This window comes from Martinezella rhizogenes (genome assembly GCF_000799715.1).
In the GTDB taxonomy this organism is placed as follows: domain Bacteria; phylum Pseudomonadota; class Alphaproteobacteria; order Rhizobiales; family Rhizobiaceae; genus Rhizobium; species Rhizobium rhizogenes_C.
In genome coordinates this window covers 160,319-175,526 of the sequence record NZ_JUHG01000015.1, presented here as the reverse complement: position 1 = coordinate 175,526, position 15,208 = coordinate 160,319, and the positions used below count along the sequence as shown (strand labels likewise).

At 57.5% G+C, this 15,208-nt stretch carries 12 protein-coding genes and 1 pseudogene; 9 read left to right on the top strand and 4 right to left on the bottom strand.

Annotated features, from left to right (window positions below):
* The first annotated feature begins 167 nt into the window (after nt 1-167).
* From EX00_RS20920 to arcC, 8 genes and pseudogenes are all read left to right on the top strand, one after another.
* Nucleotides 168-926: a YoaK family protein gene (locus EX00_RS20920; protein WP_047462218.1), complete on the top strand. Its 759-nt coding sequence runs from the start codon at nt 168-170 to the stop codon at nt 924-926.
* A gap of 207 nt (nt 927-1,133) precedes the next feature.
* A pseudogene (locus EX00_RS32035) lies at nt 1,134-1,222 on the top strand (glycerol-3-phosphate 1-O-acyltransferase PlsY); the annotation flags it as partial.
* Nucleotides 1,223-1,876: 654 nt separating this feature from the next.
* Nucleotides 1,877-2,395, top strand: a complete 519-nt coding sequence (locus EX00_RS20915; RefSeq protein ID WP_047462215.1) for a GNAT family N-acetyltransferase — start codon at nt 1,877-1,879, stop codon at nt 2,393-2,395.
* 288 nt (nt 2,396-2,683) lie between these two features.
* Entirely contained in the window at nt 2,684-3,178 is a 495-nt protein-coding gene (locus tag EX00_RS20910; protein WP_047462208.1) for an NUDIX hydrolase, read from the top strand.
* Between the two features lie 167 nt (nt 3,179-3,345).
* Nucleotides 3,346-4,812 (top strand): arginine-ornithine antiporter, encoded by a 1,467-nt coding sequence (arcD, locus tag EX00_RS20905; RefSeq protein WP_052210835.1) that lies wholly within the window; start codon nt 3,346-3,348, stop codon nt 4,810-4,812.
* Between the two features lie 14 nt (nt 4,813-4,826).
* On the top strand, nt 4,827-6,044 hold the full coding sequence (locus EX00_RS20900) for an arginine deiminase (protein ID WP_047462205.1): 1,218 nt from the start codon (nt 4,827-4,829) through the stop codon (nt 6,042-6,044).
* A gap of 17 nt (nt 6,045-6,061) precedes the next feature.
* On the top strand, nt 6,062-7,063 hold the full coding sequence (gene argF / locus EX00_RS20895; RefSeq protein WP_047462203.1) for an ornithine carbamoyltransferase: 1,002 nt from the start codon (nt 6,062-6,064) through the stop codon (nt 7,061-7,063).
* A 1-nt stretch (nt 7,064) separates the two neighbouring features.
* Nucleotides 7,065-8,003, top strand: coding sequence for a carbamate kinase (arcC, locus tag EX00_RS20890; RefSeq protein WP_047462201.1), 939 nt, complete (start codon nt 7,065-7,067; stop codon nt 8,001-8,003).
* Between the two features lie 340 nt (nt 8,004-8,343).
* Here the strand turns inward: arcC and EX00_RS20885 are convergent, their stop codons facing one another.
* The 4 genes from EX00_RS20885 to EX00_RS20870 all read right to left on the bottom strand — a co-directional run bounded on the left by EX00_RS20885 (nt 8,344) and on the right by EX00_RS20870 (nt 14,709).
* Nucleotides 8,344-9,609, bottom strand: a complete 1,266-nt coding sequence (locus EX00_RS20885) for an MgtC/SapB family protein (RefSeq protein WP_047462198.1) — start codon at nt 9,607-9,609, stop codon at nt 8,344-8,346.
* Between the two features lie 228 nt (nt 9,610-9,837).
* Nucleotides 9,838-10,959: an ABC transporter permease gene (locus EX00_RS20880; protein WP_047462194.1), complete on the bottom strand. Its 1,122-nt coding sequence runs from the start codon at nt 10,957-10,959 to the stop codon at nt 9,838-9,840.
* Between the two features lies 1 nt (nt 10,960).
* Nucleotides 10,961-13,678: a ribosome-associated ATPase/putative transporter RbbA gene (rbbA, locus tag EX00_RS20875; protein ID WP_047462191.1), complete on the bottom strand. Its 2,718-nt coding sequence runs from the start codon at nt 13,676-13,678 to the stop codon at nt 10,961-10,963.
* Nucleotides 13,675-14,709, bottom strand: a complete 1,035-nt coding sequence (locus EX00_RS20870) for an HlyD family secretion protein (protein WP_047462186.1) — start codon at nt 14,707-14,709, stop codon at nt 13,675-13,677. Before EX00_RS20870 ends, rbbA begins: the two co-directional genes overlap by 4 nt.
* 159 nt (nt 14,710-14,868) lie before the next feature.
* Between EX00_RS20870 and EX00_RS32285 the strand changes: the two genes are divergently transcribed.
* Nucleotides 14,869-15,144 (top strand): universal stress protein, encoded by a 276-nt coding sequence (locus tag EX00_RS32285; protein ID WP_404944029.1) that lies wholly within the window; start codon nt 14,869-14,871, stop codon nt 15,142-15,144.
* Nucleotides 15,145-15,208 lie beyond the last annotated feature (64 nt).

The following is a 15,208-nucleotide window of genomic DNA, read 5'->3' as shown; positions in this document are numbered from 1 at the left end:
TATTGATGTCTGAAATCAATATTCTGATGCGTCAGCACGTTTTTGACACGAACCGTCGCTTGTTAAACGGCGATGCCTGGGATTAAGTAGATATTGTTTCGCCCGCCGAAATAGCTCCCAACTTGCCAGTCAATCCTGACGCCATCACGCCAATAGCTCGCAGCAACATGCTCGTAAGACAGGGTTCTCACCGTAACGAAAAGATCGACCGCGGCTTGGCGGCTTCGCTTGCAGGCATTGCCGGCGCATTGAATGCATCGGCCTTTTATGCCGTGGGCTTCTTCTCCGCCAACATGACCGGCAACGTCTCCACACTCTCCGATCATCTCGCCATCGGGCAGTGGCTATCCGCCCTGTTTTACGGCGGGATCGTTGTGGCGTTCGTGCTCGGTGCTGCGGTATCGACGCTGATCATCAACGCGGGCCGTCGCCGCAGCGTCCATGCCATTTACGCCTATAGCATTCTGACCGAAGCGGCGCTGCTTGCCATCCTCGGCTGCGCCGATCTTTGGTTGCTGGCTGAGTGGCGTGTGCCAGTTCTCGTCCTCGGCCTGGCTTTCCTGATGGGCTTACAGAATGCCGTTGTCACCCGCATCTCGGATGCTCGCGTACGCACCACGCATGTGTCCGGCATGGCCACCGACCTTGGGATAGAACTCGCAACCGCCTTCGATATTTTGCGCGGACGCGAGCCGGTAGCAGACAGCCGGCACAATCTGATCAAGCTCCGTTTGCACTTTTACACGATCGCCGCCTTTCTGATCGGCGGTATTCTGGGCGTCTTCATCTACCGAGCCGTCGGCGGCTACCTTCTGATCTTGGCTGCGGTCTTGCTGACCGTGATCGCACTTGATGCAATTTGGCGAGCGCGCGCGATGCGAACTGCTCGAAGCAAAACCGCAGGCAAGAATGCCGGCAGAGGCTAAGCTTGGCTTCATCGTCAGCGAAGGTCGGCGCGGTGCGAGCTTGCCGCCGAGACTGGAATAAGGGAGGAAGTAGGTGATGTGCTCCTCGCCCTCAGCCGCTTTTCTAAGACGGCTACGATGGCTAAGAAGAGGTCACCTGCCTTTGAGCAAAGCCCTCCCCTCCAATACCGCGGGCCTTCGCCGCTGTTCGCAACATCGTTCGATCCGCAAACATGGGTGCCTTGGGCTGTGTTTGCTTGGCCTGACTTGCCGTTTTGCTGGGATATGGCCGTTCGATTTGGTTGAATTTCACAGGCTGAAAATCCGCCGCGACAGGATTAGGTGTATTGCTGGCAATATGTTGAAGCGGCGGCTGCGTCAGGGATGTATGGTGGGTACGAAACGGCAATTGAGATGGGCAATGGGAGCTCTACGGCGCTCGATACGAATAGGACATTGCGAAGAAGCGCTCGGCACATTCGTGGCAGATTCCCCACACTCTGCTCACTTAAGCTCGCTTGTCGCCAAGGCTGCCCGACAAACGCTCTTTCCGTTTAAAAACATATGCTAAGATACGGCTGCCTCGGCGCGTTAGGGGCAAGATCTGTCAAGGGACCGCGCGGTGGGAATCCAGATCTCAACAAAGGTTGGCCGGAAGATGTTTTTCTACAACATGCTGCGGTCAGCGTCCGTGTTGCGACGAAGTCGCGGAACTGGGTTCCCTCAGTACGAGCCTTGGATAATTGCGGCTATTGCGCAATTCGAACGAGAAATCGAGGCGTTCTATAAACGGGCACAATTCGAGATTGTTTAGGGCACTCACGTCCCGGAAGCCATCCGTTGTCGCACGAAAACGCGCGCACCTTGAGTTGGGTCAAAGTTAATGAATCCAGATTGCTATAGTAAATACATCACTCCTCGCGTCGGGGCCGCGGCGAGCAGTTGTTCCGCGAACCTAAAGGAGAAGCATGATGGAAATCGAAGATACCAAGGGCGAGCTAACCACGCGTAGCGGATTTCACTTTCACGTTCGTGGCGCCGAGCCGAAGGATGAAGCAATTGTCGCTGATTTTTTCAAGCATGTGACACCAGACGACGTCAGATTTCGTTTCCTATCCGGAATGAAATCCGTTTCTCATGAAAGGCTCGTTGAAATGACAAGCGCTGGCGATGCCAAGCGCGTCAACTTCCTTGCCTTTTCACCGGATCAGACTTTGCTGGCAGTGGCAATGCTGGCAGTCGGCAAGGATCCTCAACGTGGAGAGGTCGCGCTGACCATTCGTGAAGACTACAAACACCAGGGCATAAGTTGGGAAATGCTCGCCCACATCTGCCGCTATGCAGAACGACACAATTTCAAAAGCATCGAATCCATAGAAAGCCGCGAAAACCACGCCGCAATCGAGCTGGAGCGCGATATGGCCTTCCACGCCCATGATGACAAAGACGATCCCGCGATCGTCGTGCTGCGGCGAGATTTTAGGCATTGACCATCGATATTCATCGTCTGCACATGGTTGATCGCCGTCATTGCATATTCGAAACTAAGTGCCGCTCAGACGGCCGCGGGCTTGCCCCTTTGTTTTGATCCCGACCAGGGACGACAATACGATTGTCCACCGCTCCACGGCTCGCTTCCGAAGTGATGAGCCAAGGACGTGTTGATGGTTGGGCAATTGAAGTGTCGTATCCGTTTTCGCCTTGCATTCAATCGCCGTTGAGTGGCCAAAATCTTCGAGTCAAGGCAAAGACAGGTCCATTCGTAGGAACGATCGGACATGAAGAAGAGCGCCGGCATCCTAATGTATAAAAAGGCGCAGAGCGGCATTTTGGTTCTGCTTGTCCATCCAGGCGGCCCCTTCTGGCGCAAACGTGATGACGGCGCGTGGTCCATTCCCAAGGGCGAATACAGCGAGGATGAGGCACCCGAAGCGGCTGCCCGACGGGAATTCGCCGAGGAAACAGGTTGCGCGCCTGAGGGTGCGCTACAGCCTCTTGGCGAAGAGCGCCAGAAGAGCGGAAAGGCCGTCACCGCCTTTGCCCTTGAGGGGGTATTCGACACATCCTGCTTGCACAGCAATCTGTTTGAAATCGAGTGGCCGCCACGAAGCGGACGCTTCGAGTCCTTCCCCGAGATCGATCGGGCTGAGTGGTTCACCCTTTCCGAGGCAGGCCAAGAGATCATCGGCGGTCAACGCCCCTTCCTGGAACGTCTGAAGAGACTGCATTGCGCGGGAGCGCAAGGTACCGTCAACCAGACGGACGACAGGTGATGCCGCATTCTAGCTGAGGCGAGATCCAGGATCGTCAGCCAACATTCTAACGGTGCGGTGTCCAAGCCTGCTTAAGATGACAACCGGTTTGACCAGGATCAAGGTTTGTCACCGCCAACCAGTGTTCAGTGTCTCCCACAGATGTCCTTGATCCTTGGGGGAAAACCATGACTTCGATCGGCATAAAACTTGTCGCCGCGACCGAGCCGGTGGCGGCTAGCAGGAAATTGCGCCTGGGTTCGCTTACGGCATTGGTCATCGGCTCGATGATCGGCTCCGGCGTCTTCAGCCTGCCGCAGAACATGGCGGCAGGCGCCGGCCCATTGGCCATCGCAATCGGCTGGGGGATCACCGCGATTGGCATGCTGGCGCTGGTCTTCGTGTATCAATCCCTGGCCACCCGCAAACCAAACCTGAACGTCGGTCCCTATGCCTATGCAAAAGCTGGATTCGGTCCCTTTATCGGCTTCAACAGCGCGTGGGGCTACTGGCTGAGCGCATGGATCGGTAACGTTTCCTATGCGGTTATCGTCTTTAGCGCCCTATCCTATTTCTTTCCATCCTTCGGCGACGGAAACACCTGGCAGGCGGTGCTTGGTGCGTCTATCCTGCTGTGGTTGATTCATGCCATTGTACTGGCGGGCATTCGCGAAGCGGCGGTCGTGAACCTTATCGTCACCGTCGCAAAAATCGCGCCGATTTTGTTATTCATCGGTGTCGGCGTCGTCGCCTTCAAGCTGAATGTCTTCTCGCTCGATTTTACCGGTCTGGGCAACGCAAGCCTCGACTCGATCACCGCGCAGGTCAAGAGCACCATGCTGGTCACGCTCTGGGTGTTCATCGGCATAGAAGGTGCCAGCGTGTTCTCCGCCCGGGCCGAGCGCCGACGTGATATTGCGACGGCAACGGTCCTTGGCTTTTTCACATGCCTTGCTTTCTACGCGCTCGTATCCCTGCTTTCGCTCGGCATTCTCAGCCAACCTGAACTTGCTGCCCTGAAGAACCCTTCCATGGCCGGGGTACTTGAGGCGGTGGTCGGTCCTTGGGGTGCGGTTCTCATCAACATCGCGCTTGTTGTCTCAGTGATCGGAGCCTTTCTAAGTTGGACGCTTCTGGCAGCCGAAATTCCCTTCGCGGCGGCAAAGGACGGGACCATGCCGAAATTCCTCGCCTCGGAAAGTGAACGGGGCGTCCCGTGGGCCTCGCTGCTGATCACCAATCTTCTCGTTCAGGCGTTCCTTGTCGTTACGCTTTATGCCCACGGCACCTATCAGGCGCTGTTTTCCATCGCATCGACCGCGATCCTCGTGCCCTACATCTTCTCGGGCGCCTATGCCGCAAAGCTGGCCATATCAGGAGAAGGCTATGCGCCGGGCGAACAGCGAACAGCTCCGATGTTGGTCGGGCTTTTGGCAACGTTTTACGGGCTATGGCTCGTCTATGCCGCCGGCCCGGCTTACCTGTTCATGTGTGCGATCCTCTATGCGCCGGGCATTCTCTTCTATGTTCTTGCGTGTCGAGAAGCGGGTCAAAAGCCCTTCCGTCCGTTCGAAGCCCTTCTCGCCGTCGCGCTTGTCGCGGTAGCCCTCCTTGCCGCCTACCAAATGTGGGCCGGCCTCGTCAGCCCGTTTTGACAGGGAGCAGCGTCATGAATGTTCTCGGCGTTCATTCGGAAGTCGGTCGTCTCCGCGAAGTCATGGTTCACCGCCCTGACCTGAGCCTGCGGCGCCTGACACCGGACAATTGCAAGGCGTTGCTTTTCGACGACGTGCTGTGGGTCAAGCGTGCCCGGCAGGAGCACGATATCTTCGTTGATGCCTTGCGCGAACGCGGCGTCGTTGTGCAGTCGTTGGGCGAATTGCTCACGGAAACGATGGCTTTGCCCCAGGCACGCCGCTGGCTGCTTGATCGCCGCGTCGAATCCGCGGTTGTCGGATGTGACATGGTCGATGAACTGCGCGGCTGGCTGAACGAGATGCCGGCGGATCAGCTGGCAACCTATCTCGTCGGCGGCATCGCTCGTGCCGAATTGCCATTCGAACCCCTCGGGCTGACCGGACGCACGCTGGCGCCACAGGATTTCGTGCTACCACCGTTGCCGAACCAGCTCTTTACCCGCGACAGTTCCTGCTGGATCTATGGTGGCGTTTCGGTCAATGCTATGTATTGGCAAGCGCGACGGCCAGAGGCTGCAAATGTCGAGGCGATCTATCGTTTTCATCCTCGCTTCGATGCGGCGGACTTCATATTTGTCTCGCCCGAGAGCCCGGTCGCTGGAACCAGTCTTGAAGGTGGGGACGTCATGCCGGTTGGCGACGGGGTCGTCCTGGTCGGCATGGGTGAACGCACCACCCCGCAGGCGGTCGGGGCGCTGGCCCGAAGTCTTTTTGCAGCTGGTATCGCCAAACGTGTCATCGCTGCACTCATGCCGCGCGATCGCAGCTTCATGCATCTCGATACAGTCTTTACCTTCTGCGATCGGGATCTGGTGACGATGTATCCTCCCGTCGTCGACCGGTTGCGGAGCTTCTCGTTGCGGCCGGGCGATGCCGAAGGCTCGGTGGACACCCGGGAGGAGACGTCTCCGTTTACCGACGTGGTTGCGCAAGCGCTTGGATTTAAGAGCTTGCGTGTCGTTGCGACCGGCGGCGACCGCTACGAAGCGGAACGCGAGCAGTGGGATGACGGCAACAATGTGATCGCCATCGAGCCCGGCGTGGTCATCGCCTACGACCGCAACGTCTACACCAACACGCTGCTGCGCCGCGCAGGTGTCGAGGTGATCACCGTCGAAGGGGCAGAACTCAGCCGTGGCCGTGGTGGCGGTCATTGCATGACGTGCCCGATTGCTCGTGTCCCCCTTTAGCTACAAAGGAACTTGTCATGCCTATCAATCTTCATGGTCGCAGCGTTCTGTCTATCGATGATCTGGAAGCCGGGGAGATCCGTTATCTGCTGCGCCTTGCGGCCGATCTCAAGGCCGCAAAACTGGGCGGTTACGAAGTGCCGTGCCTGACGCGAAAGAATATCGCCCTTATCTTCGAAAAGGATTCGACGCGCACCCGAACCGGGTTCGAGGTGGCAGCCTATGATCAGGGTGCACACGTTACCTATATGGGTCCCACCGGCAGTCATATTGGCCACAAGGAATCGATGAAGGATACCGCACGTGTTCTCGGCCGCATTTATGATGCCATCGAATATCGCGGTTTCGCGCAGAGTGCGGTCGAGACCCTGAAAACCTATTCCGGCGTGCCGGTTTATAATGGGCTCACTGACGTCTCTCATCCGACGCAAATTCTCGCGGATCTCATGACGATGCGCGAATTCACCCACAAGCACCTGTCGGACATGGTCGTGACCTTCCTTGGCGACGGGCGCGACAATGTGGCCATGTCGCTGGCGCTCAGCGCTGCCAAGGTCGGGATCGATTTCCGCCTCGTCTCACCGACGGCTCTGTGGCCGGACCAGTCTTTCGTCGATCATGTGAAATCGCAAGCATGGAAAAGCGGCGGCAAGTTCGCCCTGATGGAACATGTTGGTTCAGGGGTATTGGGTGCCGATTTTATCTATACGGACGTCTGGCTTTCCATGGGCGAAGATGAATCGGCTTGGGCGGAGCGCATCCGGCTTCTTTCTCCCTTCCGGGTTACCGCTCAAGTGATCGAGGCGACCGAAAATCCTTATGCGAAATTCATGCATTGTCTTCCGGCGTTTCACGACACCGAGACGGAAGTCGGCGCCCGCATCGCCAAAGAATACGGCATCGATTGCATGGAGGTGACGGATGACGTTTTCGAGTCCCACGCCTCCATTGTTTTCGACCAGGCCGAAAACCGCATGCATACGATCAAGGCCTTGCTCGTTGCGACGATCGGAAGCTGAGATGCTGATCGTCGCCGCACTGGGAGGAAATGCGCTTTTGCATCGCGGCGAACCGATGACGGCTGAACACCAGCGGGCGAATGTCCGGCTTGCCGTCGCTGCCTTGGCCGAGCTCATCCTTGCCGGTCACTCTCTGGTCATCACGCATGGCAACGGCCCTCAGGTCGGGCTCCTTGCCCTGCAGGCAGAAGCCTCCAACGGCAATGGTTTTCCGCTGGATGTTCTCGGCGCCGAAACAGAGGGGATGATCGGCTATATGATCGAACAGGAGCTCGGAAATATTCTGAAGAGCAATCCAACTGCAACGCTGCTGACGATGGCACTGGTGGAGGCAGGCGATCCGGCCTTTTCACATCCGACCAAGTTCATCGGTCCGGTTTACGATGCGGCGACCGCCCGCCGGCTTGCCAGAGAGCGCGGCTGGAGAATTGCGCCCGACGGTGAAAAATGGCGGCGTGTCGTCGCGTCGCCAAAACCTTTGGCAATCATTGAGGCAAAAACGATCTCATTGCTGGTCGATCACGGTGTGACCGTCATCTGCACCGGCGGCGGCGGCATCCCCGTGATCGAGCAGACGGACGGCAGACTTACCGGCATCGAGGCCGTGATCGACAAAGATGCCGCCAGTGCGCTCCTGGCACGACAGTTGAATGCCGACATGTTGCTGCTTCTAACTGATGTCGATGCAGTCTATCTGGATTACGGGACACCGAAGGCTCAAAGCTTGGGTCGTATTGCCCCCGAGACGATCTCTGGCGCGAAGTTCTCGGCTGGCTCTATGGCGCCGAAGGTCGCTGCCGCAATCCAGTTCGCAAAAGAAATGGATAAGCCCGCTGGTATCGGCAAGCTGGAGGACGCCGGCGCCATCGTCCGCGGCGAGAAAGGAACCTTGTTCGATCCACGTCTCTCGGCAAAAGGTTGTAACAGGCAGCAGGCATAAGCCGATTCATTCCGCATGCGCGATTCGATCTCCCGCATGGCAACGATCAATATCGCGTGCGTCGAAGCTCCGATTTCAAAAACCTCCCTGTTTCCGCAGGGATGTGCCACTGGAGCGAACTCAAAACTGGATAAAACTTGAGGGCAAGGTCAACAGAAACATCCCCGGACCATTCATCATCATGATTATAGCCTTTCGTCGTCAATGGCGAGACGATCACGCTGCAAACAAAAATGCTATAGAACACGAGCCACAGCCAAAAGCTGCACGGCAATTTTTTGGATGTAATCTTGTTCTTGAATCCGAGAGGAGTGCCTGACATCCGTTTGTTTGCCGAAGGTCAGGTAAATGCACGGACTCCGAAATAGGCAACAGTGCCGATCACGAGCGCCGTCAGCGTTGTCATGCTCAATGCCAGGGCGTAGGCCCGACTTCCGAACAGGATGGCTAGCACCATTTTCGCTGTCAGATTGGCAGCGGCAGCCAGAAAGATCGCGATCATGGCAACCTCCGCAGTGAGCTCCGAGCCTACCATGCGCGCTGTCGACAGAGTGATAGCATCAAGATCGGCGAGTCCCGAAAGTAGCGCGACTGCGAAGATCGTCGACAGCCCAATCTGGTCGATCATGAATTTCGATACAAAGCTTATAATTCCGAGAAATGCTCCGAAGCGTAGAACCGTGAGCAGTTCGAACGGATTATCCGGATTGATGTCCGTCGCATTGTCGCCAGCTTTCGTTCTCCTCATCATCAGGAAGCTTGCCAAAAGGAAGACGAGAATAATGGGAACGAACGCGGCGGCTAGCCTTGGAACAAGTGCAGGAGCCATTGTGCCGCTGATTACCAGCGCACGTCCAATGGACATTGCTCCGGCGATAGAGGAGCCGGCGACAAGGTTGTAGGCCGCTTTGGAACTGCCGGACGATATACGCGCAAAGGACAACGTGACAGCGGTCGACGAAATGAAACCGCCCGCAGCGCCACTGAAAAGGATGCCATGTTTTGGTCCGGCGATGCGAACCGCCAGATAGCCGACATAGGAAATGGCAGCAATCATGATCGTCAGCAGCCATAGCTGGAATGGATTGATCGCATTCCATGGATCGATTGTTCTGTCGGGCAGGAGAGGCAACGCAACGAGTGTCATGGCAAGCAGCACGAGTGCAGCTCTAAATTCCAGCCAGGTCAGGTTTCGCAGAAATCCGTGCAGACTGTGACGAGCGGCCAAGAGGGCGGTCACTGCGACACCACCTGCCGCAGCAACCGCCATGTCGGAAACGGTCGCAACAACCCCGAGCACAAATACAGTGAGAGCCGCTATGACGCCGGTGACGCTGTAATCCTGCTCCTGTTCAGCCTCATATCTCTTGAAGACGATGAAAGCGATACCGAATACAGCGAAAACGGCGGTTGGCAGGATCGGTCCGAGCGTGGCATGCAGGAAACCTGCTAAGCCGCCGAGAAACCCGGACAGGCCGAACGTCCGAATACCGGCCGTTCTCTTGCCAGGCACTGTTTCGCGCTCCTGCCAACCACGCTCGACGCCGACCAGAATGCCGATGGCAAGAGCAAGGCTGAGACGCTGAAACGCTTCGATGATTTCCATTTTACAACAATAGTGATGAGCGACCGCGCAAGCAATCTGGACTATTCCGGCACTTTCGCTTCAATCGATACGCGAAATTGGGACCGACTGATATCCGACAATGCTCGTGGTTTCCCTAGAGAAAGCAGTTGCCATGAACCGTATCGTTCTCGACATTTGCCGCGGCCAGATCTTAAATAGTCGTCTCCCCGACACGTTGATCCCTGCCAAAATTGACCGTCAGACGCTTCATTGACTGCTGAGAAGTGACTTGCGAAAACGCAACGTGGCCATGGCAAAGAATGCCGCGCCGATACCGAAAAGTGCCAGCATTTGCGGCCATATGATCGCAAGTCCGGCTCCCCGATAAAGGACAGCCTGCGATAGCGCGACGAAATGTGTCGATGGCGCAAGCTGCATCACATTCTGCAGCCAGCTTGGCATGCTCTCCATGGGTGTCGTGCTTCCGGACAAAAGGTTCATGATGATAAGAACCGGCATGACAATAAGTCCGAACTGCGCCATCGAGGTCGAAATAGTGGCAATCAAGATGCCAAGCGACGTCACCGAAAACTGGTAGAGGATGGCCGCCGCTACAAAAAGGCCTATGGATCCCGCAACAGGCACACCGAGTAGGCGTTCAACGACGATGATGAGCGAAAAGATCGCCGCGACGACGATGACGAGACCATTTGCCCATATTTTTGCGAGCATGATCTCGATCGGCGTGACGGGCATGACGAGCAGATGCTCGATCGTCCCGTGTTCGCGCTCGCGGATCAGCGCTGCCCCGGTCAGAATGACAGAAAGCATGGTGATATTGTTGATCACCTGCATGACGGCCGTGAACCATTCGGATTTGAGGTTGGGGTTGAACTTCGCCCGTACAACCAGATTGACCGGCTGCGTCTGATCGGCTCCGGGTACCGCCGTCAGTACCTCCTGCAGAATGATGTTCTGGATGTAGGAGGCTCCATTACCGGCCTGCGACATCGCGGTCGCGTCGATGTCGACCTGGACGGAGGGGTGATGCCCGGCAATCACGTCCTGCTCGAATTTGGGTGGAATCTCGACAACGAAAACAAAACGGCCAGCGTCCATAGCAGCGTCGATCTCGTCGGCATTAATGAGCTCCGGCGACTTGAAGAAAGGCTGCAGCAGGGCATCGCGCAGCCGCGCGGAGAGCATCGAGTGGTCTTCATCCACAATTGCCACTGCGGCGTTCTCCACCTCGAATTTCGCACCGGTCGCCACGGCGTAGATGGCGAACGTAAATGTATAGACGATCAGCACCACCAACACGGGATCGGCCTTAAGGCTGTAGAGTTCCTTGATGCCAAGACGAAAGGTCCGGGAGAGACAGGCAACCATGTTACGCTCCCCTCTTTCGCAACGCGACAATCGCCGCCGCGATGAACCCAAGGCCAAAAAGGCCGATCACCAGCATATCCAGCCAGAGATCGGCAAAACCGAGGCCCTTTGCGACGACGCCAACGCTGACCGGCTGATACCACGCCGATGGGAAAGCAAGTCCCATGAGCCGCCCGCCCCCGGAAAGCGAAGAGACGGGGACGAGCAGTCCGGAAAAATTCACTGCCGGAATAATGGCGATGATGGCTGTCGCAAAAATCGCAGCGACCTGACTGCGGACAAAGCTCGATATGAACAGGCCAAAACCGGTGGTGGCGAAGACATAGAGCAGCGACCCGACGGTGAAGGCGAGAAAAGAGCCTTTGATCGGCACGCCAAAGACAAAACGGGTCATCAGCACAAGAAGAATGAAGCTCAGGAAGGCGATGACGACATAGGGCAACTGCTTGCCAAGAAGGAATTCGACCTTCGTGACGGGCGTCGACTGGAAGTTGGCAATGGATCCGGTCTCTTTCTCCTTGACGACGCCAAGCGCCGTCATGATGGCGGGAATGAGCACGAGTATGAGCACGATGACGCTTGGCACTATGGCATTGGCACTTCTGAAGGCCTGATTGTAACGAAAGCGGCTTTCGATATCGATCGGGTAAGCGGATGTGTTGCGACCGCTGCGGCGCGTGGCGTTGTCGGTCAGGTAGGCCGTGGCAAGTCCTGAGACATAGCCGCGCGCCGTCTCCGCCCGGAAAGGCATGGCGCCGTCGAGCCAGACCGAGACTTCCGGGCGGGTGTGCCGCAGGAGATCGTTGCCAAAGTCGGTCGGAATCTCGATCGCTAGCTTCAGCTCACCGCTTTTGAGACGAGTCTCGAGCTCCTCGATCGAGGATACCGCCGGTTGCTCATCGAAATAGCGCGAACCTTGGAAGCTCTCCAGAAGTTGCCTGCTTTGGGCCGATTGATCCTGATCGAAGACCGCAAACGGTAGGCGCTCCACGTCGAAGGAGATGCCATAACCGAAGGTGAGGAGGAGGATTACAGGACCCAGAAACGCGAAGGCCAGACGCGTGGGGTCACGGCGTATTTCCAGGGTCTCGCGCCATGCATAGGCCCACAGGCGGCGAAGATCGAAGATTCCTGGCTTTGAGACATCGGCGGGTCTCGCCACAGTTGCAATTGCCTGGGTGTCGTCCCGTCCCATTCCCGCCTCAGTGAGCACGTCAATGAAGACATCCTCCAGCGCCTCGCGACCGCGCTGCTTCTTCAGCTCTGCCGGACTGCCGATGGCAAGTACCTTGCCCTCGTGCATCAGAGAAATACGATCGCAACGTTCGGCTTCGTTCATGAAATGCGTGGACAGAAAGATCGTTACGCCATCTTTGCGTGACAATGTCAGGAGCGAACGCCAGAAACCGTCGCGAGCGACCGGATCGACCCCGGATGTCGGTTCGTCCAGGATCAGTACCTCCGGGCGGTGAATAACCGCCGCCGCCAGTTGCAGGCGCTGTCGCATGCCAAGCGGTAGGCTTTCTGGACGACTATCGGCAACGGCTGCAAGCTCGAAGTCGGACAGCATTTCCTGGACGCGAACCGTCGCCTGCTCGGCCGGAACGCCAAACAACTGTGCATGCAGTACCAGATTCTGCCGAACCGAGAGTTCGCCATAAAGAGAAAATGCCTGAGACATGTAGCCGACGCGGCGGCGCGTTTCCAAATCCCCGGCCCTGAGTGGCTGACCGAAGAGTCGCGCCTCCCCCTCGCTTGCGGGAAGCAAACCCGTCAGCATCTTCATGGTCGTACTTTTGCCACTGCCATTCGAGCCGAGAAAGCCGAAAATCTCCCCCTTGCCGATACGAAAGCTTACGTGATCGACGGCCACGAAGTCATCAAAACGTCGGGTAAGTCCTTTGGCCTCGATAGCAGGTACGCCTTCTCCTGCGGGGGGCTGGGTGACGAGAAGTGGCACGTCAGCTCCGCGCATCTCTTCCGGTAAGAGTGCAACGAAGGCGCCCTCCAGGGAGGACTGCCCTGTGCTTTGTTTGACCTCCGCTGGACTCCCTGTTGCGATCACCCGTCCGCCATACATGGCTGCAAGCCAATCGAAACGTTCGGCTTCTTCCATGTACGCCGTGGCGACGATGACGCTCATCCCCGGCCGCCGCGCCCGCATGCGTGCGATCAACTCCCAGAATTGTCGGCGGGACAACGGATCGATACCAGTCGTCGGCTCATCGAGAATAAGAATATCCGGATCATGAATAAGAGCGGCACAGATACCGAGTTTCTGTTTCATACCACCTGACAGCTTGCCGGCCGCGCGGTTCCGAAACTGGGCAAGTCCGGTGATTTTGAGTAGTTCGTCCATGTGTTCCCCGCGCTCGTTGCGATCCATCGCAAAGAGGCGACCGAAGAAATCGAGATTTTCGGCAACGCTCAGCGTCGGATAGAGATTGCGGCCGAGACCCTGCGGCATATAGGCAATACGGGCACCGGCGAGACGGCGCTGATGCGCATTGGACATATCGCCGTCGAGGACATGGATGTTCCCTTGTTGCAGCCTTGTGACACCAGCAGCGAGCGCGAGCAGCGTCGACTTTCCAACGCCGTCCGGGCCAATCACGCCTGCCATGCAGCCGGCCGGAACAACGAGGTCGACCCTGTCGAGCGCCACTTTCTTCCCATAGGAATGTGTGACGCCGGCGAGGCGAACAACTGCGCCCGTCATTGGGGTAACTTCACAGCAAGTTGCGGCGGCCAGGTGGCGGCCAGATCGGTGCGCACGTAACCCACGCCGCGAACCCCCGTCTTCACCTGCGTTTCGTGCTGCTTCAGCAAATCGGAGGCGATACGAAGTTTGACACGGAACATCAGCTTCTCGCGTTCGTCCTGGGTCTCGACCGCTTTCGGCGTGAACTGCGCCTCCGCGGCGACGAAGGAGATGGTCGCGGGCACGACGTAGTCGGGAGCTGGATCGAGAATGATGCGGGCTTCATCACCAAAAGCGAGACGCCCAGCGGTTCGTGCCGGCAGAAAAACCGTCATGTAGACGTCCGCCAGATCGAGCAGCGTCGCAACCGGCGCCCCGGCTGCCACCACTTCGCCCGACTGCACCAGCTTGTATTCCACGCGCCCTCGCCTGGGCGCCTTTAAGACCGCATCATCGAGTTGCGAGCGAATGCGTGCCACCTCGGCGCGAGCGGCATCCAGGGCGGCTTGAGCCTCGTCACGGCTGGCAAGCGCGGAACGGGAGGTGGCCTCGGCAACGACGAGTTGGCTGCGACGCAGGTCGAGTTGTTGCCGTGTGCCACTTCCCGTGGCGCTGAGATCGAAGGCGCGGTCGAGCTCCTGGTGCGCGAGTGTTAGTTCGCTCTGACGCTGCGCAATAGTTGCCTCGGCACTCGCCACACCGGTTTCGGAACGCCGAACGTCCGCCTCCGCGCCCGAAAGCTGCGCGTCGAGCTCGGACGTGTCCATGCGCCCAATGACGGCGCCAGCATCGACTATCTGTCCCTCTTCAACAAGAATATCAGCAACACGACCAGCGAATTTCGCGGAAACCAGAACCTGTTGCGCCTCGATGCGACCGTTGGACATCGCGATGCCGGCCGGCTGTTGGTTGCCGCGCAACTTGCTCCAGAGCTGCTGCATGTGATCGCTGAATGTTGTTGCATCTCGCGCCACGACCTCGCGGCTTCCTGCATTTAGGCTCAGGACCGCAACAACGGCGAAAAGAAGAGGGACGTGGGATTTGTACAAGAACCGGCTCCCGGAGAACGAATTGGATGGGTGCTGCCGGCGTGGCGAACCACTCAGGCGCTGCGTTCATTATTCACGGGTGGGACTCCCCATCATTGATGTAGGTCATCTGCCGAGTGCAAACATCGTCGTCACTCGAAACATTGTTCGATCCGATCCGTGAGAAAAGATTTTCCGCTCTTTGAGGAAAAACTTCGGTTGGCCGGAAACAGCAAAAAGCCGAAGGCTCTCACATCACTCGGCCACCGCAGCCCAGAAGAAAGGAGAAAAAGCCAATCCCTTTACCTCATCATCCAGCAAGCCGCGCTGGGACTCGGCGCCGATATTCTGGTGATGGGAGCATTTAGACATTCGAGGTTGCGCGACTTTATCCTGGTCGGAGCAACCGACGGTGTCTTGGAGCGGCCAATTTTGCCTGTCCTGATGTCACATTGACAAACGCCAGGCCCGCGGATTCTGAGCGGGTCTGCAATCAACAGCAGCTTTTCGTATCGGCCTC